The 19,980-nt window shown below is 68.8% G+C and carries 19 protein-coding genes; 4 read left to right on the top strand and 15 right to left on the bottom strand.

All coding sequences use genetic code 11. From position 1 onward, the window contains the following. Positions 1 to 78: 78 nt before the first annotated feature. The 5 genes from HWW87_RS14650 to HWW87_RS14630 all read right to left on the bottom strand — a co-directional run bounded on the left by HWW87_RS14650 (position 79) and on the right by HWW87_RS14630 (position 4,506). Positions 79 to 981 carry a LysR substrate-binding domain-containing protein gene (locus tag HWW87_RS14650; protein WP_175820882.1) on the bottom strand — a complete coding sequence of 301 codons (903 nt, stop codon included), beginning with the start codon at positions 979 to 981 and terminating at the stop codon, positions 79 to 81. A 210-nt stretch (positions 982 to 1,191) separates the two neighbouring features. Beyond that, a complete protein-coding gene (locus tag HWW87_RS14645) occupies positions 1,192 to 2,103 on the bottom strand; it encodes an NAD-dependent epimerase/dehydratase family protein (protein WP_175820881.1) in 912 nt (303 codons plus the stop codon). A gap of 139 nt (positions 2,104 to 2,242) precedes the next feature. Next, positions 2,243 to 2,905, bottom strand: a complete 663-nt coding sequence (locus tag HWW87_RS14640) for an ankyrin repeat domain-containing protein (RefSeq protein ID WP_175820880.1) — start codon at positions 2,903 to 2,905, stop codon at positions 2,243 to 2,245. 91 nt (positions 2,906 to 2,996) lie between these two features. Continuing rightward, entirely contained in the window at positions 2,997 to 4,166 is a 1,170-nt protein-coding gene (ampC, locus tag HWW87_RS14635; RefSeq protein WP_175820879.1) for a class C beta-lactamase, read from the bottom strand. A 154-nt stretch (positions 4,167 to 4,320) separates the two neighbouring features. Continuing rightward, entirely contained in the window at positions 4,321 to 4,506 is a 186-nt protein-coding gene (locus HWW87_RS14630) for a hypothetical protein (protein ID WP_175820878.1), read from the bottom strand. Between the two features lie 267 nt (positions 4,507 to 4,773). On the opposite strand from HWW87_RS14630, the gene HWW87_RS14625 reads away from it, so the two are divergent. Genes HWW87_RS14625 through HWW87_RS14615 form a run of 3 tightly spaced genes read left to right on the top strand, consistent with a single transcriptional unit; the run spans position 4,774 to position 8,905 of the window. Beyond that, the gene (locus HWW87_RS14625) at positions 4,774 to 6,126 is read left to right on the top strand and encodes a hypothetical protein (protein WP_175820877.1); all 1,353 of its coding nucleotides are present in this window, start codon (positions 4,774 to 4,776) and stop codon (positions 6,124 to 6,126) included. Next, positions 6,120 to 6,902, top strand: coding sequence for a DUF1266 domain-containing protein (locus tag HWW87_RS14620; protein ID WP_175820876.1), 783 nt, complete (start codon positions 6,120 to 6,122; stop codon positions 6,900 to 6,902). Before HWW87_RS14625 ends, HWW87_RS14620 begins: the two co-directional genes overlap by 7 nt. A 14-nt stretch (positions 6,903 to 6,916) precedes the next feature. Then, positions 6,917 to 8,905 (top strand): DUF4034 domain-containing protein, encoded by a 1,989-nt coding sequence (locus HWW87_RS14615; RefSeq protein ID WP_244107221.1) that lies wholly within the window; start codon positions 6,917 to 6,919, stop codon positions 8,903 to 8,905. Positions 8,906 to 8,951: 46 nt separating this feature from the next. On the opposite strand, the gene HWW87_RS14610 is transcribed toward HWW87_RS14615, so the two are convergent. Both HWW87_RS14610 and HWW87_RS14605 read right to left on the bottom strand, forming a co-directional pair. Continuing rightward, on the bottom strand, positions 8,952 to 9,764 hold the full coding sequence (locus tag HWW87_RS14610) for an alpha/beta hydrolase (protein ID WP_175820874.1): 813 nt from the start codon (positions 9,762 to 9,764) through the stop codon (positions 8,952 to 8,954). A gap of 70 nt (positions 9,765 to 9,834) precedes the next feature. Then, positions 9,835 to 10,329 (bottom strand): hypothetical protein, encoded by a 495-nt coding sequence (locus tag HWW87_RS14605; protein WP_175820873.1) that lies wholly within the window; start codon positions 10,327 to 10,329, stop codon positions 9,835 to 9,837. Positions 10,330 to 10,479: 150 nt separating this feature from the next. Between HWW87_RS14605 and HWW87_RS14600 the strand changes: the two genes are divergently transcribed. After that, positions 10,480 to 10,872 carry a hypothetical protein gene (locus tag HWW87_RS14600; RefSeq protein ID WP_175820728.1) on the top strand — a complete coding sequence of 131 codons (393 nt, stop codon included), beginning with the start codon at positions 10,480 to 10,482 and terminating at the stop codon, positions 10,870 to 10,872. Positions 10,873 to 11,118: 246 nt separating this feature from the next. Here HWW87_RS14600 and HWW87_RS14595 read toward each other — a convergent pair whose 3' ends face one another. The 8 genes from HWW87_RS14595 to HWW87_RS14560 form a co-directional block, all read right to left on the bottom strand. Continuing rightward, positions 11,119 to 12,306 (bottom strand): beta-propeller fold lactonase family protein, encoded by a 1,188-nt coding sequence (locus HWW87_RS14595; protein WP_175820872.1) that lies wholly within the window; start codon positions 12,304 to 12,306, stop codon positions 11,119 to 11,121. Positions 12,307 to 12,433: 127 nt separating this feature from the next. Continuing rightward, a complete protein-coding gene (locus tag HWW87_RS14590; protein WP_175820871.1) occupies positions 12,434 to 13,936 on the bottom strand; it encodes a M81 family metallopeptidase in 1,503 nt (500 codons plus the stop codon). Further along, positions 13,933 to 15,222, bottom strand: coding sequence for a Zn-dependent hydrolase (locus HWW87_RS14585; protein ID WP_175820870.1), 1,290 nt, complete (start codon positions 15,220 to 15,222; stop codon positions 13,933 to 13,935). The genes HWW87_RS14590 and HWW87_RS14585 overlap by 4 nt, the downstream gene beginning before the upstream one ends. A gap of 32 nt (positions 15,223 to 15,254) precedes the next feature. Then, positions 15,255 to 15,956 carry an ABC transporter ATP-binding protein gene (locus HWW87_RS14580; RefSeq protein ID WP_175820869.1) on the bottom strand — a complete coding sequence of 234 codons (702 nt, stop codon included), beginning with the start codon at positions 15,954 to 15,956 and terminating at the stop codon, positions 15,255 to 15,257. Then, a complete protein-coding gene (locus tag HWW87_RS14575; RefSeq protein WP_175820868.1) occupies positions 15,953 to 16,720 on the bottom strand; it encodes an ABC transporter ATP-binding protein in 768 nt (255 codons plus the stop codon). Before HWW87_RS14575 ends, HWW87_RS14580 begins: the two co-directional genes overlap by 4 nt. Next, positions 16,717 to 17,760, bottom strand: coding sequence for a branched-chain amino acid ABC transporter permease (locus HWW87_RS14570; RefSeq protein ID WP_175820867.1), 1,044 nt, complete (start codon positions 17,758 to 17,760; stop codon positions 16,717 to 16,719). Before HWW87_RS14570 ends, HWW87_RS14575 begins: the two co-directional genes overlap by 4 nt. Next, on the bottom strand, positions 17,757 to 18,617 hold the full coding sequence (locus tag HWW87_RS14565) for a branched-chain amino acid ABC transporter permease (protein ID WP_175820866.1): 861 nt from the start codon (positions 18,615 to 18,617) through the stop codon (positions 17,757 to 17,759). The genes HWW87_RS14570 and HWW87_RS14565 overlap by 4 nt, the downstream gene beginning before the upstream one ends. Before the next feature lie 70 nt (positions 18,618 to 18,687). After that, positions 18,688 to 19,896, bottom strand: coding sequence for an ABC transporter substrate-binding protein (locus HWW87_RS14560; RefSeq protein WP_175820865.1), 1,209 nt, complete (start codon positions 19,894 to 19,896; stop codon positions 18,688 to 18,690). Positions 19,897 to 19,980 lie beyond the last annotated feature (84 nt).

Below are 19,980 nucleotides of genomic sequence, written 5' to 3'. Positions count from 1 at the left end.
GCGCAAAGGGCGGCGGGTTCGATGTCATTCGAACCCGTCGCCCTTTTTACTGCCTGGCCCGTTAGGTGTCGTGCCGGCTCAGTCGATGTCGCCGCCTTCCTTCAACTGCGCGCTCACATAGTCGAGAAAGCTGACGATCCGCAACGACAGCGTCGCATTGCGATAGAACACCGCGTGAATCGGCTGGCGGAACTCGACCGTGTCGTCGACGAGCAGTTCGACGAGGCTGCCATCGCGGCGATGCGCGCCCGTCATGTAGTCGGCGAGGCACGCGATGCCCGCGCCATTGAGCGCGAGGGTCAGCAGCGTCTCGCCGCTCGACGCCTGCAGCGCCGGATGAATGCGGTACGCGCCACCGTCCGCGGTGCGCAGCGGCCAGTGGTTCAGCGTTTCCGGCTGCACGAAACCGAGCAGCGCATGGTTCGCGAGATCGGCGACGCGCGTCGGCACGCCGGCTTTCTCCAAATAGGCCGGGCTCGCAAGAATGCGCAGCCGGCTGCTGCCGAGCCGGCGCGCGTGCAGCGTCGAATCGCGCAGCTCGCCGATCCGGATGGCAACGTCGGTACGCTGTTCGAGCAGGTCGATGATCTCGTCGCTCGTATGAAGTTCGACCGCGATCGCCGGATACGCTTCGCGGAAACCCGGCATCATCGGCGCGATCACGTGCTGCATGAACGGCATCGCCGCATTGATCCGCAGCCGCCCGGCCGGCGTCTCGCGCTGGCTGCCGATCTGTTCCTCGGCGAATTCGACCGACGCAATGATCTCGCGCGCATGGTCGAGAAAGCGCTTGCCCTCGTCGGTCACTTCGAGGCGGCGCGTCGTGCGGCGGATCAGCGTGGTGTCGAGCTTTTCCTCGAGGCGCCGCAGGATCCGGCTCATCACCGAGGTCGGCTGATGCAGTTTGTCCGCCGCCCCCGTCAACGAACCGGTATCGGCGATGGTCACGAACGCGAGCATCTCGTCGAGGGTCGTCTTCATGGTCGGCAGTCGTCAGCGGTGTCGGAAACCGTCACGATAGTGCCGCCGCGCCGGTTTGATAAGCGGGCGGGCGCGCGAATCACAGTTGATTTCGATTCAATAATTCGCGGCGAATATTGTCCGAATCATCGGGCATGAAGCGAGCGACCGGGCCTGCAAACCCGCGCGGATCGACGCGCTTTTCATCAGGCAACCCGGTGTGCGCCAGCGTCAGGCCGCAACCGGCATCTCGTGACGAATCCAGTCCAGCATCGCGCCATGCTGCGGCGCCCATCCGAGTTCCTGCCGCGCACGCAGCGCCTTCACGCGGCTGTTCGATGCGAGCGAGAAATGTGCGCGCGCGTGACCGAGCGCCTGCGCGGCATCGGCGACGTCCCATTCGACGACCGACCGCAAACCGAGCCGCGCGGCGAGCGCACGGCCGATTTGCGCGAACGACGCTTCGCCGTTTTCCGCGAAGTAGAACGCACCCGGCGATGCGGCACGGACCGCGCGCAAATAGAGATCGGCGACATCGTCGACGTGCACGTTCGACCAGCGGTTCAGCCCCTTGCCGATCACGCGCACGGCGCCGGCGTCGCGCGCGACGGCCGCGAGCAGCGGCAGTTGCGCGCTGTCGCGGCGCAGGCCGAGGCCGTCGCCGTAGATCATGCTGTTGCAGATCACGGCCGAGCGGATGCCGAGGGTCGCGGCCGACATCACGAGCCGGTCGATCGCGTGGCGCTCGGCCTTCGCGGGGTTGACGATCGGCGTCGTTTCGTCGAACACGATCGCGTCGCCATGCGCGCCTTGCGCATCGTCCGCGATCACGCTGGTGCCGCTCGTATGGAGGAATGTCTTGCCCGACCCGCTCAGCGCCGCGATGATCGTTTCGACGGCCTCGCGGTGATCGCTGCTCGCCGCGTTGACGACGCAGTCCGCGTCGCGCGCAAACGCATGCAGCAGCACCGTGTCGTCGAGCGTGCCGACGACCGGCATGATGCCGGCTGCCGCGAGCTTCGCGGCGTGGCTGCCGTCGCGCGCCAGTCCGGTGACGACGTGCCCGGCCGCGACGAGCCGCGCGGCCACCGAGCCGCCGATATAGCCGGTCGCGCCCGTCACGAATATCCTGATGCCTTTCATCCGCTGCTCCGGAGGCGAGACGAGCCATGCGGCACACGTCTCGCGAAATGTCGTGCATCGCAGTATCGACGGCCGGTGCCGTCGGCGGAAGGCATGAATCACTAAAACAGTTTTGCGCCCGGCGGGACGATCGGCCGTGTCAGACGAAGCCTTCTTCGACCAGCGTGCAGCCGTTCGCCGTGATCTCGTGGCGCTGGCCCGAGCCGCCGACCACTCGGCTCCAGCTCGCGGATACGAGCATCGCGGCATCGCCGTCCGTGCGCAGCGCGTAATTGAATCCGCCGTACATGCCGGGCACCGCGAACCACATGCGGTCGGCCTGCGCGTCGAATTCGAGCAGCGGTTCGAGTTCGGGAAAACGCAGCGCGTCGACCCGCAGGTGCGCGATGCGGCCGACGATCATGGCGTGGAAATGGCGCTGTATGGCGTGCAGCGTGCCGTCGGGCACGAAGCGTCGCGGCTGCGGCGTCAACAGTTCGACCAGATGCCGATGCCCGCGCCGCGCGGCGATATCGACCGCGCGCTCGCGGCTCGCATCGCGCAGCATGCGCCATGCACCGAGCCGCAGCATTTCAGCGACGACCTCCTGCGGCGCGCCGCCATACGCGGCCTGATGCAGCGGCGCGTATAGCGACGTGCCGCCCGGCCGCGTCGCGTTGACGAGCGCAGGCTGTTGCACAAGACGCTCGAGCAGCGTCGCCCATGCGCCGTCGCGCGCCGCGTCGGCCAACGCGTGCCGGCTCGCCCGTTGCGCGTCGTCGAGCACGTCGGCGCCCGTGATTCCGTCCCATGCGATGCTCAATCGGCTCTCCTCCGTCGACCGGTGCCTCGCTCGCCGCGCACCGGATTGCCCGCCCATCATAAGCATTTCTCGACGGGCGGGCGCGGCGACGTTACCGCCCGTCGCCGAGCGACCCGAGGATCCGGTAGGCAACCTTCACGCGGTCCTCGATCGGCACGTTGCCGTTCGCGAGCATCACGATCCCGATCCGCTTCGCCGGAACGAACGCGACATAGGTGCTGAAGCCGCCGGTCGAACCCGTCTTGTTGATCCAGGTCGCGGGGTTCGGCGCGAGCGGCGGCCGGATCGCGCTGGCCGGCACCGCATCGAACAGCATCTTCGGCGCATTGCCCGCGAGCAGCGTGGGCAGCGCGACCGGGTACGGATACTGTTCCCAGATCAGATCCTGCGTCAGCGGCCCCGCGCGGAAATAGCCGGTGTGCGTGCGTTCGATCGCGCGCTGCAGGCGCGGCGCCGTCTGGATCATCCCCATGCTCGCCTGCACGAAGCGCAGCAGGTCGGCCGCCGTGGTCCGCACGCCGTACGCCGGCTGCCACAGCATGCCTTCCGTCATCCGCACCGGCTTGCCGTCCTTCGTGTAGCCCTGCGCATAGTCGGCCATGCGCACATCGGGCACGTTGATGTACGTGTGCGTCATCCCGAGCGCGGGAAAGAGCCGCTGCTCCATCAGCGTCGCGAAATCCTGGTGCATCGCCTTCGCGGTGAGCCAGCCGAGCATGCCGATCGCGACGTTCGAATACTTGCGGTGCGTGCCCGGCGCATACTCGGGCCGCCACGCGTCGAGATAGCGGATCAGGCCCGCGTCGTCGCGGATGCTGTCCGGCACCTGCAGCGGCGTCCCACCGGGCGTGTGGGTGCCGAGCTGGAGCAGCGTCACGGCGCCGAACGGCTTGCCCTGCAGTTCGGGCAGATATTTGGCCGCGGGGTCCGCGAGCGACAGTTCGCCGCCCTCCTGCGCATCCGACGCCAGCGTCGCGGTCAGCGTCTTGCTGACCGAACCGATCTCGAACAGCGTGTCGCCGGTCACCGGCTTGCCGGTTTGCTTCGACATCACGCCGTAGTCGAACACATAGGGCTTGCCGTCGGCGACGATGCCGATCGCCATGCCGGGCACCGCATACTGCTTCATCAGCGGCGCGATCTGGCGGGTGACGGTGTCGTGGAGGTCGTCCTGCGTGACGGCGGCCGCGCGGCCGGCCGTGGCGGTCGCGCAGGCGGCGACGAACAGGGTCGCGGCGAAGCGTGTCGCATTGAATCGCATGAGTGCGGTTCCTTTCGATTTCTGATGGTTGCATGGACAACAGATCCGGCCGCGCCGCGCGGAGCGGGCGGCGGCCGGCCTGTCGAAGCAGGACTATCCGCTACCGTCCGGCCGCCAACAATCGACGATATGTTGCGCGAGCCGAAAGAAAAACTTATGAGATACGCGGAATGCCGGACGGGCCGCCGCCATCGTCAGGCCCCTCGCCCGTTTTCCGGGAAAACCTGTCGGCTTTAACAGCATCGAATCCGGCGGCGAAGGGCACCGCATCGAAAATCGGCGAAAAAGAGATAAGTCTTGTCAGAACCACGGGCGCCGGCCAGCCGCGCGATTGATTCATCCGCACGGATCGAAGTAGACTCGCGGAAGCCAAAAATAAAACCCATCCTGAGAGAAACGATGAATCGCCCTTTCCCGATCGCCCGCTCCCGCGTCATCGGCTCCCACGCGGTCGCGTGATTTTCACGCGTCGACCGACCTGAACCGGAATACGCGACGCCGCCGCGTTGCTGCGCGCACGTTCGCCGTTTCGCCGTTGAGCCAAAAGAACCGCCAGGGTCCCGCGCGCACCGCCCGCGCACGCCCTGCCCGACCGGAGAGTGAGCCCGTGACCGAAACCGTGGCCGCGTCGGCCTATCGGCCGCGCGACGTCGTCAATGCGCCCGACATCAAGGCGGCCATCACCCGCCGCAGCGCCGAGCGCGGCGATCCGGCCGACATCCTCGCGTGGCTCGGCAACCATTTCTTCCGCTGGGTCGTCGGCGCGTTCGAGCAGGCGCAGCCGCTCGATTCGCTCGCCGATTACCGCGCGCTCGCCGGCGCCGACCGGCCGGCGCCCGAATGGCTCGTGCGCCGGTTCCGCGCGCAACCGGCATCCCCGGCATCCCCGGCATCCCCGGCATCCCCGGCACCCCCAGCACCCTCAGCATCCCCGGCATCCGGCCCAGCGGCCGATGCGGCGCGACCGCCCGCCGCGGAGCCGGCGCCGCTCTACTTCATCGATCCCGAGCACATGCTGCTGATCGACCGCGAACGCGTGCTGGTCGAATTCCTGCGCTCGCGCGCCGGCACGCGGCTCGCGCAGAAACTGCAACGCATCACCTGCGCGATGGCGCTCGACATGTGGGAACGCGAGCACCAGCGGATGCAGGCGCGCCGCGACAAGGGCTGGGTGCCGAGCAGCGGCCTCGCGCTGCGCGAGGTGCTGCGCACGCCGAACGGGATCGTGTTCGAATTCGTCGGCCAGCACGCGGCGCTGCGCGAGGAACTCGCGTACGAGTCGTACTACATGCAGCACTGTCTCGGCCAGTTCGCGGATCGCCGCCGGCTGCGCGGCGGCTACGGCGAGCAGTACGCGCAAGCCGCGCAGGACGGCCGGCTGCGCCTGTTCACGCTGCGCGGCGCAGGCAACCAGCCGCACGTGACGATCAGCCTGCAGGCGAGCGGCGACGGCCTGCGCATCGACCAGATCAAGGGCAAGCAGAATCGTCATCCGGTGCGCCGCTATGCCGACGACGTCCGCCAGTTCCTGCGCGCGCTCGCGCCGCGCGGCGAGCGTCATCCCGATTGCGAGGGCATGGGCCTCGTGTTCGAACCGGATGCGCCGGGCGCGGCCACCGGCGCGTGGACCTTCGTCACCGACGTGCGCTCGCCCGACCATCTGCTGAGCGTGATGAGCGAGAACTTCCACCTGATCGAGCATTTCGAGCAGCCGCCGGCCGTGCTGCAATGGCTGCTGCTGCGCAACGCGCCCTATGCGCTCGGCCAGTTGCGGCAGATCGATCCGGCCGTCGCGGCGGCCGCGCGCCATGCGTTGCCGGCCGATGCGCTGCCGGCCGCGCGCGCGCCCGACGCACCGCCGGCCACGGCCGCGTTCGAGATCGAAGGCATCGCGATCGATCCGGCGCTGTGCGCGACGTTCGCGCTGCCTGCGCCGTCAGACGGGAGCCCGTCATGCTGAAACTGCTGCTCGGCGCGGCCGTGCTGTGGCTCGTGTGGTACGTGTGGCGCTCGTTCCGGGTCGCCGCGCGGATGGTGCGCGAGGTCGACGCCGACCAGGCCGCGGGCGGCGACAGCGCGGTGCCGGTACGGCAAACCGCGGCCGTCAGGTTCGCGCATGCGCAGGCCGAGCAGGCGCCGCCGAACCGCCGCCGCTGGGCGCTCGCGCTGGCCGACATCCTGCTGATCCGCAACGGGCTGCGCTGCGATTGCGACGACCTCGTCCATGCGCTGCCCGATTCGCAGCGCGAACAGCTCGCGCGCCAGCTGCGGCGCGAACTCGACCTGCCGGCCGACCTGCCCGAGTGGCAGATCGTGCAGCGCGTGCCGCCGATCCTCGCGGGCTGGATCCGCGGCGTCGGCCGCTCGCACGACGGCTTCTACGAACAACTCGCGGCCGTCGGGCGCGTGCGCGACGCACTCGCGTTCGATTGCGCGCGCACCGCGTTTCTGGTGCGCTGCATCGCGCTGCTCGGCTGGACGTCCGAACAGCACGCGTGGGTCGTGCTGCTGCTCAACGCACAGCGCGCGCAGGACAGCTTCGACAGCTGGGAAGACTTCGGGCTCGCGTATGCGCGGGCGCGCCAGCAGTGGCTGCGCGGCAGCGGCCAGGATGGCCCCGCGTCGTCGCGCGCCACGCAGGAAGTGCGCGAGTACCTGCGCAATCCGTCCGGAAACTGGCTTTCGCTGCCGTGGAAGCGCTACCGCATCTTCGATCCCCAACCCGTTTCGTCATGACCGCCGATACCGACATGTCCTCCGCTTGCGCCGACCTGATTCCGCCCGCGAAACCCCGCTGGTTCATTTGCGACGTCGACGCGCTGCTGCGCGCAGGCGAGTTCGCCGCGCTCGACGCGCAACTCGATGCCGCGCTCGCCGCCAGCTTCGCCGATCGCACCGCCGAAGCGCAGTACGTCGACGCGCTGCCGGCCGACGTGCAGCCATGCATCGACGCCGGCGCCGAAGGCCTCGCGCGCCTGCGCGCGTGGCAGGCCGCGAACCCGCGCTCCGCGCACGCGTGGCTGTGCGAAGCGCATTACTGGCACCACTGGGCCTACGAGTACCGCGGCAGCGGCTGGGCCGAAACGGTGACCGAAGCCGGCTGGATCGGCGCACATGCGTGCGCGACCCTGACGCTCGTCGCCGCGCTGCGCGCGCTGGTGCTCGCGCCGACGATGTGGAGCGCGCCGATGGCGATCTTCACGAGCGTGTCGTCGTTCGGCGAACCCGAGTGGCTCACGCAGCTCGTGCGCGAGCGCCGCTGGCCCGTCACCGAACTGCACCTGAACGCCGGCGCCGAAGACGAAGCCACGCGCGCCGAACTGCGGCAGATGTTCGCGCGTTCCGGACTGAATCCCGACGTGGCGGTCGCCTGCCCGCCGGAATTCCCGGACGCGCTGCCCGGCCCGGTCCAGGGCAAGAAGCTGCGCAAGGAGAAGTGGTACTGGATGGAAGCGACGCTGCACATCCACCCGACACAGTTCTTCCCGATGCGCACGTTCATCTGGTACATGCAGCCGCGCTGGGGCGGCTCGCACGATCACATCCGCGCATTCGTCGCGTCCGACGCGTGTGCGCACCTCGATGCGGTCGAGAAGGACCGGCTGCTGCACGAGATCTGGCGCGACGACTACGCCGGCAACACGCTCGATGCGGATGACGACGACGACGATGCGCGCCACGCGATCACCGTGACGCTCGCGCGCGCGAAGGCTGCGCTGCATCCGTATCACCGCTGGGAGACGCTGCGCTGGCTCGCGCACAGCCATTACATGCGCAAGGACTACGAAAAAGCGTACGCCCGCCTGCAGGAAGCGGAACGCGACCAGCCGATCGACAACAACCAGGCGATGGCGATCGCCGTGCGACTGGCGCTCAGCCTCGATCCGCACGGCGACTGGCTGACCGGCGCGATCCAGCGCGCGTCGGATGCGCGCGCGTGCACGTCGGCGCTGATCCTGCGCGGCTACGGACACCGCACCGGCACGTTCGGCTTCGCGCAGGACGACGCACGCGGCGATGCGTGGCTCGAGGCGGCGCGCGTGAACGAGCCCGGCTCGCTCGCATGGAACCAGATCGCCACCGCGCTGGAGTACGAAAACCGGCGCCCCGCCGATGCCGTCGCCATCTGCAAGCTTGGCTACGAGGCGGGCGGCGATTCGTGCGATTACCTGCTCGGCTGCTTCTACAACGAAGGCATGCATGTCGAGCGCGACCCGTACCGCGCCGCCCACTACTTCCGCGAATCGATGGACGCCGGCGGCAACATGGCCGCGTACCGGCTCGGCTACGCGTACCACCACATCGGGCAGACCAGCACGGACCGGGCCGAACGCGCGCGCATGCAGGTCGAAGCCGTCGAGGTCGCGCGCAAGGCGCACGAGATGGGGCATACGGACGGCCTCGATTGCATGCTGATGTTCATCGGCGACATCGACGATCATGCGTCGCGCCATCGCTATGTCGACGAACTGCGCCGGCATGCCGAAGCCGGCCATCCCACCGCGATGGCGTCGCTGTCGTTCTTCCTTGCCGACCTCAACGACAAGTCGCTGTACGACTATCGCGAAAGCGTGCGCTGGATCATGGGGGCGCAGGCCATCGCGCCGGACGACGAGTACGTGCGCACCATCACGCGTGTCAGCCACGAGGACGGCATGCTCGGGAAGCTGCGCTACAAGCTGCAGCGCAAGCAGATCAAGGCGCACGAGATTCCCGGCGCCGACAACGCGATGGTCTGAACCCGGGCCGACGCACGCGCCCGCTCGCCGGCGGGCCGTGCGTGCCTCACCCCGGCAGCCGGTCGAGAAACGCCAGCATCGCCGCGTTGAACCGCGCGGGCCGCTGCAGCGGCGCGAAATGGCTCACGCCGGGCAGGATCGTCAGCGTCGCGCCCGGGATCGTGCGCGCCAAGTACGCCGCATGCTCGGCCCGGATGAATTCGTCGTGCTCGCCCTGCACGATCGTAACCGGCACGGCGATCGCCGCGAGATCCTGCGCGGTGTAATTCGGTTGCGTGCGCATCATTTCGCTGACGGCCGCGACGAACGCATCGAACTGGTCCGGTGTCGCGGACAGTTGCACATAGTCCTTGCGATGCCGAGCGAAGCAGCGGTCGATCAGCGGGCTCGGCACCATCTCCTTCGTGCCGCCCGGATCCATGTTGCACGCGAAGAAGAACACGCCGGCCGCACGTTCCGGTGCGCGGGCGGCCAGCACGAGCGCGATGCACGCGCCGTCGCTCCAGCCGACGAAGCGTGCGCGGTCGACCTGCAGCGCGTCGAGGACGGCCAGCACGTCCGATGCCATGCGTTCGTATGAATAGGGTCGGTCGTCGCGCGTGCTGCGGCCGTGGCCGCGGCTATCGATCACGATCGCGCGGTAGCCGGCCGCGAGCAGCGCCGGCACCTGGTTGCCCCAGTTGCCGCCATGGCCGAGGCCGCCGTGCAGCAGCACGACCGCCGGCCCCCGGCCGAACGACGCGTGCCAGATGCGCGCGCCGTCGTGGTCGAGCCATCCTTCGGCATCGGCTGCCGGCAGCGGCGTGCCGCCGTGCGCGTCGAAGCGAACGAGTTCGTCGTCGTCGAGTTCCGCATTCATCGTTCAGCCGTCCTTGAGAGGGAGACGAGCTTGCGATTGTAATGCGTGCGGCCGACGCCGCCATGGCCGCTCAGGCCTGCGTCGACACCAGCCCGCCCGACGGCGAGCCGCCGGATTTTTCGAGCGCCGCGGCGAGTTGCGAGATTGCCGTCGCGAGCGCCGCCGAGATCGCGCTGGCTTCCGCACTCAGCGACTGCTGTTCGACGGCCGCGGCCGGGTCGTCCTTTGCGCGCTGCGCCGCGCCGGCCATCTGCCGCTCCAAGGTCGCGAGCTGCTTCTGCAGCCGCTCGATCAGCGCCTTCAACTGGGCGACCGCCGGGTCTTCCGACGATGCGCCCGCTGCGCCGAGCGTTGCGCCGGAGGCGCCGGTCGAATCCTTCGTGGCGGTGGTGCCAGTGGTGCCGGTGGCGCTGGCAGTGCCGGTCGCACCCGTGGCGCCGGCCGTGCCCGTCGTGCTCGCGGCATCCGTCGCGCCGCCGGTGGACGACGTCGCGGCGGGCGGGTTCGCGGTCACGCCGCTGTCCGCGAGCGGGGATCGCGCGGTCGTGGAGAAATCGATCTGCATCGTGTCGGTCCGTGTGTCGGTAAACGAAGTAACAGGGCGAAAGCGCCTTTCAACCGTTTACGGCATTCGTCACACGAAACTTGAATATCGGGGTCGGGTGGATTGCCGCGCGATGACCGCAATTGATCGCGAAAGGGCCAGATTGGCGGCATGACGGCGCTGGTAAAATCGCCGCTTCGCCGGCTGGATGCGCATGTCGGATGCCTGTTCCAGGCCCGATCGCGTGATGCCGCCGGCTTCGACTCCCGGCCTTTCGAGGCACGCGCGGCATGCAACGTGTGCCGACGACGCCATCGCGGCTTCCCGGGTCGCCTGTTCGGTTCGCCTGCGTGCGTGCCCCGCTCACCGCTCGAGCGGCGAACGCCGCGCGGCACGCATTCACTTCGTTACGCATTCGAGGAACACACGATGGCCCGCATCGGCGCCTTCTGCATCACGACGTGGCTCGCCGCCGCGATTCTCTACTTCGGTCAGCACTCCGTCGCGATGATCGTGCTCAGCGGTGTCGTGGTATTCGGCGGGTTCGATCTGCTGCGTCCGTAACTGCGCGGCCATGCCGCCCGGTACGGCCGTACCGGGCGCTTCTTTCCGCACGCATCCTCACGTGCGCGTCGCCGGCTCGCTTGCCCCTTCAGCCCCCGAAGGGGCGCGTGCCGCTCACGGCCGAACGGTCCGCCTACGTTCCGTCGCGATCCACGCCGCCGGCTTGCGCAATCGATAACGCTTCGTCGAGCCGCGCGATGATGTTTTCCGCCCTCTCACGGCGGGTCCACACACCGCGATCGCCCGTCAGCGCGGCAACGTCCTCAACGACGACGGCCCGCCCGTCAGTGCGATCCGCTTGCCCGTATCGCGCAGCTTGCCGCCTTCGACCGCATACAGCGCAAGCTGCCGTTCGACGTTGAACTGCACGATCACGTGCCGGCTGTCGGCGGTAAACACGATGCCCTGCGCGGCTTCGCCGCCCGGTACCTCGCTCACCTTCACGGCCTGCCCGTCTCGGATCTCGAACAACAGCACCTTGCCGAGCTTGTGGCGACCCGGGTTGTCGGCCGTCAGGTTCGAGCCGTCCATCGCCTGCACGGCGATCCACTTCCCGTTCGGCGAAATCGCGACGCCTTCCGGCAGCGACGGCACCGTCAAATACTGGACCGTGCGGAACGGCACGCGCGACACGTCGATCAGCGCGACCGAATCGGCGTCGCCCGCGAGCGTGCCGGTATAGCCCGGCAGCCCGGCGAGCCCGACGTTGCTGACGACGGCCCAGCGGTTGTCGCTCGACACGTCGATCGTGTATGGCGCGACGCCCGTGCTCAGGCGCGTGCCGCTGTCGGTCACCTTGCCGTCGTCGACGTTCAGCACCGCGATGCCCTGCTCGTCGCGCAGCGACACGAGCGCATGCTTGCCGTCGTGCGTGAAGCTGATCCCGGCCAGCCGCTTCTTGCCGATTTTCAGGGTGCCGTCGAGCGTCACCTGCGTGCCGTCGATGCGCAGGATCGACACGCTGCCGTCGACGTTGGCGACGAGCGCGAGCCGGCCCGAGCGGTCGATCGCGATCCCTTGCGGATGCGTGCCGAGCTCGAGGCGCGTGATCGCGGGCGGCGCGGTGTCGAGATTCACGACCTGCAGGAACGTGTCGAGCACGAGCTGCTTCGCGGCCGTGTCATAGCGCGTCGGCGCACCGACCAGCGCGAGCTTCGCGTCGGGCGTGATCGCGACGGCCTGCGGTGGCCCCTGGATGCCGTTCTCGACGTCGACCTGAAGCGCGACCTTCGGCGGGAACGTGCTGGCGTCGAGCAGCGTCAGCGTGTCGGCGGGCGGGGAAGGCAGATAGGTATCGCGGCCCTCGACGCGCTGGTACTTGCCGTCGTTGCCGGACACGATCCAGTCGGCGGCGTGCACGGCAACGGCCGTCGTGGCGAGGGTCAGCGCGGCGAGCAGGCGCGCGCTGCGCAGGCGGAAAGGATTCGAATGCATGACGGTCGGTTCTCCGGATCGGTTGCGGACGCAATGGATTGCCCGACCCTGCTGCCCGACGGGCCGGCGCCATCGCATGATGCCCGAAAGCGCGCGCGCCCGGCGTCTCGTTCCCGGTTCGGTTCCGTCAATCCGTGCGTCGCGTGCCCGACGACCACTCGACGATGTCGTCGAGCGGATACACCGGCCGCGCGAGCCGCTCGTAGCGGAACAGCCCGAAGTCCGAGCCCGTCACGCCGCGGCTGTCGCATTCGACCAGCGCGGACGCAATCGGCACGAACACCGGCCGGCAATACATCCGCGATTTCAGCAGCAGGAAGCGCGCTCGGCGCGGATCGACGCCGACGCTCTCGAACACGCCGAGATCCCACGGCTCCTGCGTGCGCTCGGTGACGACAAGTGTGGCCGTGCCGATGTCGAGCACGGCCGCGCGGCCCATGTACGCACGTTGCCCGGTATACGTCGGCCCGGTAATCACGTATTCGCCGTCGGTGATTGCGCGCACGATGCCGGTCGCGCGAAACGGTTCGCGCCGCACACCGCCGTGCGACGGCAGGCGGTTGCCGACCGGCACCGTGACGGTGGCGCCGACGCCCGCGTCGATCAGCGCCGCGACGGCTTCGGGGTCGCACAACGGCCCGCTGACGATCCCGTCGAGCCCGTGCGCGAGCGCGGCTTCGAGCAGGTCCATCGTGTCGCACGGGCCGCCCGACATGCAGTTGTCGCCGTGATCGAGCATCAGCACCGGGCGGTCCGCGCCATGGGCGAGCGCCGCGGCTTGCGCGACCGATTCGGCGAGCGGCGCGCTGCGATAGACGAATTCGTCGCGCGCGTCCCAGATCTGCCGCGCGATGCGCTCGGCCACCGCGTCGGCGGCGGCGCGATCGCCGTCGGCCACCACGACCACGCTGATGCACGGCGCTGGAATATCGGCGAGCGAGAAGCCGGGCAGGATCGACACCGCGAGCATTCCGTCCGCCTCGGCCGCGCGCGCGGCTTCCACCGCGCGCCGCATCGCGCCTTCGGCGCTCGCACTGCGCAGCGTCGACGTCATCAGCGGCGGCTGCCGCCACGCGAGCACGGGCCGTGCGCGGCCGTGCAGTCGGTCGAGCAGCAGCCGCGCCGCATGTTCGCCTGTCTCAACCATGTCGACGTGCGGATAGGTCTTGAAACTGACGATCACGTCCGCGTGATCGATCATCTTCTGCGTGACGTTCGCGTGCAGGTCGAGCGCGACCGCGATCGGCGCATCGGGCAGCGCCGCGCGCACGCGCGCGAGCAGGTCGCCCTCGCCGTCCGCGCTCTGCTCGGCGACCATCGCGCCGTGCAGGTCGAGCATCACCGCGTCGCAGCCGGGCGCGGCGGCGACGATCGCATCGCAGATCGCAGCATACGCGGCGGCCGCGACCGGGCCGCTCGGGTTCGCGGCCGCCGATACGGGCGTCACGATGTCCGCGCCTTCGCGCTCGGCCGCATCGATGAACGCGGCCATCGCGGTGCGCATCCCGCGATTCGCGCGATACGCGTCGTCGCCCCAGTCGGGGCCGTTGCGGCCGAACGCGGCGAGCGGCGTCGGCACGGGCGAGAACGTGTTGGTCTCGTGGTTCATCCGGGCGATCAGGATCTTCATTGCGTACGGCCCTCCGCGATCCCGGCAGCGCCCAGCATCGCATGCAGCAGCACGTTGCAGCCGGCTTCCAGATGGTCCGGATCGGCGTCCTCGATCTCGTTGTGACTGATGCCGTCCTTGCACGGCACGAAGATCATCGCGGTCGGCGCGACGCGCGCGAGATACACCGCGTCGTGGCCGGCGCCGCTGATCACGTTCATCGACGACAGCCCGAGTGCGCGCGCGCCGGCGCGGACTTGCTCGACCAGCGCCGGATCGAACGGCTGCGGCGGAAAATACACGACCGGCTCGATGTCGATTCGCATGTCGGCCTGCGCCCCAAAGTCGGCGCACGCCGCGCGCAGTTCGGCATCCATCGCCGCAAGCGTCGCATCGTCGGCCGCGCGCAAATCGACGGTCAGCGTCACGCGGCCCGGAATCACGTTACGCGAGTTCGGGTGCACGTCGACCCAGCCGACCGTGCCGCGTCCGTGCGGCGGATGCGCACACGCGATCTCGTTCACCTTGCGCACGAGATCAGACGCGACGAGCAGCGCGTCGCGCCGCAGCGCCATCGGCGTCGGGCCGGCGTGCGCCTCCATGCCGTGCACGGTCACGTCATACCAGCGCTGCCCGAGCGCGCCCTCGACCACGCCGATCGTCGTATCGTGCGCCTCCAGCACCGGCCCCTGCTCGATATGCGCTTCGAAATACGCGCCGACCGGATGCGCGCCGTTCCCCTCGTCCGCACTGCCCGCATACCCGATCGCGGCCAGCGCGTCGCGCACCGACACGCCGTCGCGGTCGCGTTGCGCGAGCGCATGATCGAGCGTGAACGCGCCCGCGAACACGCCGGAACCCATCATCACCGGGACGAAGCGAGAGCCTTCTTCGTTGGTCCAGACGGCCACCTCGAGCGGCGCGCGCGTGCGCACCCCGGCGTCGTCGAGCGTGCGCAGCACCTCGAGGCCGGCCAGCACGCCGTAGTTGCCGTCGAACTTGCCGCCCGTCGGCTGCGTGTCGATATGGCTGCCCGTCGCCACGGGCGGCAGGTCGTCCCGTTCGCCCGCGCGACGCGCAAAGATATTGCCGATCGCATCGACACGCACCGTGCAGCCAATTTCCTTCGCCCATGCGACGAACAGGTCGCGCGCGTCGCGATCGAGTTCGGTGAGCGCGAGACGGCACACACCGCCCTTGTCGGTCGCGCCGATCCGCGCGAGACGCATCAGGCTGTCCCACAGCCGCGCGCCGTCGACGCGCAAGCCGGACGCCGCGACGCCCGGAGTCGAATCCTGTACTTGCATCGTTGCCATTCCTCGCATTGAAAGGGCACGGTTCATGCGACACCGACGCCCAGGTACCGGTCCTTCACGTCATGATCGGCCGCGAACGCCGCGTTGCTGCCTTCGTAGACGATCACGCCCTGTTCGATCACGAAGTGGCGGTCCGCGAGCTGCGTGCACACTTCGAGGTTCTGTTCGACGAGCAGGATCGCGACGCCGGCCGCCTTGATCCGCTTCAACTGCTCGACGATCTCCTCGACGATCACCGGCGCAAGCCCCTCGACCGGCTCGTCGAGCATCAGCAGCCGCGGATGATTCATCAGCGCGCGGCCGATCGCGAGCATCTGCTGCTCGCCGCCCGACAACTGCGCGCCGCCGTTGCGGCGACGTTCCTTCAGGCGCGGAAAGATCCGGTAGATGTCGTCGAGCTGCCACGGCGAATCGCGACGCGCGCCAAGCCGCAGGTTTTCCTCGACCGACAGCAGCCGGAAAACGCCGCGATGCTCGGGCACGAAGCACAGGCCGCCCGCGGCGATCCGGTGCGCCGGCTGCCCGGACACCGGCCGGCCCGCGAACGTCACCGTGCCGCCGGTCGGCGCGACGACGCCCGCGATCGTCTTGAGCGTCGTCGACTTGCCCGCGCCATTGCGGCCGAGCAGCGTCACCGTCTCGCCTTCGTTCACGTTCAGCGAAACGCCCTGCAGCACGTGGCTCTTGCCGTAGCAGGCGTGCACCTCCTTCACGTCGAGCATCATGCCCGGCCTCCCGTGATCATGTTGCCGAGATACGCGCTGCGCACGCGCGCGTCGCCGCGGATCGCGTCGGGCTTGCCTTCGACCAGCACGCGCCCCTGCTGCATCACCGTGATCGTGTCCGAGATGTCCATCACGATGCCCATGTTGTGTTCGATCAGCACGACCGTGTAGTCGTCGCGCAGGCCGCGGATCAGCGCCTTCATGTCGGCGAGATCGTCGATGCCCATGCCCGACGTCGGCTCGTCGAGGAAGATCGCGCGCGGCCGCGCCGCCAGCGCCATGCCGACCTCGAGCCGGCGCTGCTGGCCATGCGACAGCACACCGGACGCCGTGTCGGCGAAGCGCTGCAGGCCGAGCCGCTCGAGTACGTCGTCGACGATGCCGTCATGCGCGAGCGCACCGCGCGGCGGCGTCCATGGATTCAGCGCCCGCCGCGATTCGACGCCCTGTGCGGCGACGCGCAGGTTCTCGCGCACGCTCAGGTTCGGAAACAGGCTCGTCACCTGGAACGAGCGCGCGATACCGCGCCGCACGCGCTTGTGATCGGGTTCGTGCGACACGTCGTGACCGTCGAACAGGATCGAGCCCGACGTGATCGGCAGCGTGCCGGTCAGCGTATGGAACAGCGTCGTCTTGCCCGCGCCGTTCGGGCCGATCACCGAATGCACGGTGCGCGGCATGATGCGCAAATCGACGCCGCCCAGCGCCGTGAACTTGCCGTAGCGCTTGACGATGCCGCGCGCTTCGAGAATCGCTTCGCTCATTGCCGCTCCTTGACCGTGGCCGCCGTGCGATCGCTACGCCGCAGCGACGCCACGATGCGTTCGCCCAGCCCCCACAACCCGCGCTGCATGAACAGGCTGACCGCGATCAGCACGAGGCCGAGCAGCAGCAGCCAGCGCGGCCACAGCGTCGCCAGCCAGTCCGCGAACAGCACGTAGAACGCCGCGCCGAGCACCGACGCGAACAGGTTGCCCGTGCCGCCGATCACCGTCATCACGAGAATCATCTCGCTCATGTGATAGTCGATGTTCGACAGCGGCGCGATGCCCGTCATCAACGCGTGCAGCGCGCCCGCCAGGCCCGTGACCGCGCCGGAGATCACGAACGCCGCGAGCTTGAAGCGCTTCACGTCGTAGCCGGCCGCCGCGGCGCGCGCCTCGTTGTCGCGAATCGCGAGCAGCGTCCGGCCGAACACCGAGCGCGATACGCGCAGCAGCAGCCAGAACACCACGACGAACAGCACCGCGACGAAGCCGTAGTAGCGCCACGGCGAATCGAGCGAGACGAGCGGATGCCCGAACACGGATAGCGCGGGGCGCGGGATGTCGAGCAGCCCGTTGTCGCCGCCCGTCACGTCCGGCGTCGTATACGCGAGGAAGTAGAACAGCTGCCCGAACGCGAGCGTCAGCATCACGAAATAGGTGCCGCGCTGCCGGATCGAGAACCAGCCGACGAGTGCGGCCGCAACCGCGCCGAGCACCGCGGCCGCGACCAGCGCGGCTGTCACGGATGCGACGCCGCGCGTCAGCACCAGTCCCGCCGTGTAGCTGCCGAGCCCGAAGAAGATGCCCTGCCCGAACGACAACAGCCCCGTATAGCCCAGCAGCAGGTTGCAGCCGAGCGCGGCGAGCGCGAACACCAGCACCTCGGTCGCGAGCGAGCCCGAACTCAACACCAGCGGCAGCACGCACGCGGCCACCACCGCAAGCCAGCCTTCGGGCCGCTGCAGCACGCCGCGCCACGGCTGCCGGCGTTGCGACGCTGCCGCGCCCGGCGGCAGCGGTTTCGACGAATCGATCATGCGGCCCTCCCCAGCAAACCGTTCGGACGCAGCAGCAGCACGGCCGCCATCGCGACGTAGATCATCAGCCGCGCGCCTTCCGGCCACAGCGTGCTCATCAGGCTCTGCACGATGCCGACCAGCAGCCCGCCGACGAGCGCGCCGAGAAAATTCCCCATCCCGCCGACCACGACCACGACGAACGCGACGCCGAGCGCCTCGATCCCCATGAACGGATCGACGCCGCGGATCGGTGCGGCGAGCACGCCGGCCAGCGCGGCCGTCGCCGCGCCGAGCGCGAACACGAGGCTGAACACGCGGGTCACGTTGATGCCGAGCAGCGACACCATCTCCGTCGATTCGCTGCCCGCGCGCACCGTACTGCCGAGCCGCGTGCCTTCGAGCACCCACCACAGCAACGCGGCGAGGACGGCCGTGAACGCGATCACGAACAGCCGGTACTTCGGGTAGACGAAGCCGCCCCAGATCACGACGCCGTTCAGCGCGTCGGGCGGCGGCACGTTGTCGCCGAGCGGCCCCCACGCGAGGATCGCGCACTCCTGCAGCACGAGCGCGAGCCCGACCGTCGCGAGGATGTGGAACTCGTGCTGCTGCGCGTACACATGACGCAGCACCAGCTTCTCGACGATCCACGCGAACGCACCGACCACGAGCGGCACGATCGCGAGCGCGACCCAGAAATTCGCCGACCATTGCAGCACCTGGTAGCAGAGGTACGCGCCGAGCAGATAGAACGCGCCGTGAGCGAAATTCACGAAGCGCAGCAGGCCGAACACGATCGACAGGCCGACGGCGAGCAGGAAATACAGCATGCCCACGCCGATGCCGTTGACGATCTGCAGCAGATAGACGTTCATGGCTTCCGTGTCGGAAAGGAAGGTAACGGACGCCCGCGGCGCGCGATGCGCCGCGAACGCATGCACGGGCTCACGCGAGCTTGCAGCCCGTCTTGTCGACCGGCAGGAACGACTGGCCGGAGCTGACGATGTCGGCGTAGTCGTCCGCGTTCTTCATCCGGCTCTTCGGCTTGCCTTTCAGCAGGTAGTAGTTCTTCAGCACCTGGTGGTCACCCTTGCGGATTTCCTCCGAGCCCGTGAGGCCGTCGTACTTCATCCCTTCCATCGCCGCGACGACCTTCTTCGGATCGGCGCTGCCGGCCTTCACCATCGCGTCGATCAGGATCTTCGAGCAGATGTACGAACCCGCGAGGCTGTAGTTCGGGTTCGCGTTGAACGCGGCGTTCGCGCGCTTCACGAGATCGCGGTTCAGCGGCGAATCGATGCCGTGCCAGTACTGCGCGCCGAAATACACGCCGTCGCAGATGTCCGGCCCGAGCGCCTCGAACTGCTCAAGGCCCGAGGCCCACGCGAGCAGGATCGTGCAGTTGCGCTTCATGCCGAAGCTGACAGCCTGGCGCAGCGTGTCCGACGATTGCGAGCCGAAGTTCAGGATCAGCAGCACGTCCGGCTGCGCGGCCGCCGCATTGGTCAGGTAGCCGCTGAACTCCTTTTCGGCGAGCGAGTGATAGCTGTTGCCGACGTGCTCGATGCCCTTCTCCTTGAAGACCGCCTTCGCGGCCGACAGCAGGCCGTCGCCGAACACGTATTGCGGCGTGATCGTGTACCAGCGCTTCGCCTTCGGCAGCATCTGGATCAACGGACGCACCGTCTGCTCGATCGCGCCGAAGGTCGGCACCGACCAGCGGAAGGTCGCCGCATTGCAATCCTTGCCGGTGATCTCGTCCGCGCCGGCCGTCGTGATGAACACGCCGCCCGCCTTCTGGACTTCCTTGCCCATCGCCAGCGATTCGGACGACAGGATGCCGCCCGCGAAGAAACGCACGCCCTTCTGCTGCGCGATTTCCTGCACGCGCCGCACGGCGGTCGCAGGCTTGCCCTCGGTGTCGAGCGCCGTATAGGCGAGCGGCGCGCCGAGCACCTTGCCGTATTGCTTGACGACGAGCTGCATGCCGAGATCGGCGTACTTGCCGTTGGCCGCGAACGGGCCGGACATCGGCACCGGGCATGCAAGCTGGATGGGCGAGCCCTGCGCGAACGCGACCCGGGACGACATGCTGCCGAGCGCGCCCGGCACGGCCGACAGCGCGGCCAGTTTCAACAGTTCTCGGCGATTCAAGTTGACGCTCCTCTTGATGGGGGGGACACACGCGATACGACCGACTGCCAAACCGTGCCCACGCCATGCCAGGATGCGCGCCGC

The sequence above is a fragment of the Burkholderia sp. BCC0419 genome (assembly GCF_902830285.1).
Classification (GTDB): domain Bacteria; phylum Pseudomonadota; class Gammaproteobacteria; order Burkholderiales; family Burkholderiaceae; genus Burkholderia.
Note: the sequence above shows the minus strand (reverse complement) of the source record. Positions and strands in the feature narration are given on the sequence as shown.

Excerpts from the sequence above, each read along its gene's own strand:
- HWW87_RS14650 (WP_175820882.1), bottom strand. The coding sequence starts at position 981 with ATGAAGACGACCCTCGACGAGATGCTCGCGTTCGTGACCATCGCCGAT.
- HWW87_RS14645 (WP_175820881.1), bottom strand. The coding sequence starts at position 2,103 with ATGAAAGGCATCAGGATATTCGTGACGGGCGCGACCGGCTATATCGGC.
- ampC (WP_175820879.1), bottom strand. The coding sequence starts at position 4,166 with ATGCGATTCAATGCGACACGCTTCGCCGCGACCCTGTTCGTCGCCGCC.
- HWW87_RS14630 (WP_175820878.1), bottom strand. The coding sequence starts at position 4,506 with ATGAATCAATCGCGCGGCTGGCCGGCGCCCGTGGTTCTGACAAGACTT.
- HWW87_RS14620 (WP_175820876.1), top strand. The coding sequence starts at position 6,120 with ATGCTGAAACTGCTGCTCGGCGCGGCCGTGCTGTGGCTCGTGTGGTAC.
- HWW87_RS14615 (WP_244107221.1), top strand. The coding sequence starts at position 6,917 with ATGTCCTCCGCTTGCGCCGACCTGATTCCGCCCGCGAAACCCCGCTGG.
- HWW87_RS14610 (WP_175820874.1), bottom strand. The coding sequence starts at position 9,764 with ATGAATGCGGAACTCGACGACGACGAACTCGTTCGCTTCGACGCGCAC.
- HWW87_RS14605 (WP_175820873.1), bottom strand. The coding sequence starts at position 10,329 with ATGCAGATCGATTTCTCCACGACCGCGCGATCCCCGCTCGCGGACAGC.
- HWW87_RS14600 (WP_175820728.1), top strand. The coding sequence starts at position 10,480 with ATGACGGCGCTGGTAAAATCGCCGCTTCGCCGGCTGGATGCGCATGTC.
- HWW87_RS14595 (WP_175820872.1), bottom strand. The coding sequence starts at position 12,306 with ATGCATTCGAATCCTTTCCGCCTGCGCAGCGCGCGCCTGCTCGCCGCG.
- HWW87_RS14590 (WP_175820871.1), bottom strand. The coding sequence starts at position 13,936 with ATGAAGATCCTGATCGCCCGGATGAACCACGAGACCAACACGTTCTCG.
- HWW87_RS14585 (WP_175820870.1), bottom strand. The coding sequence starts at position 15,222 with ATGCAAGTACAGGATTCGACTCCGGGCGTCGCGGCGTCCGGCTTGCGC.
- HWW87_RS14580 (WP_175820869.1), bottom strand. The coding sequence starts at position 15,956 with ATGATGCTCGACGTGAAGGAGGTGCACGCCTGCTACGGCAAGAGCCAC.
- HWW87_RS14575 (WP_175820868.1), bottom strand. The coding sequence starts at position 16,720 with ATGAGCGAAGCGATTCTCGAAGCGCGCGGCATCGTCAAGCGCTACGGC.
- HWW87_RS14570 (WP_175820867.1), bottom strand. The coding sequence starts at position 17,760 with ATGATCGATTCGTCGAAACCGCTGCCGCCGGGCGCGGCAGCGTCGCAA.
- HWW87_RS14565 (WP_175820866.1), bottom strand. The coding sequence starts at position 18,617 with ATGAACGTCTATCTGCTGCAGATCGTCAACGGCATCGGCGTGGGCATG.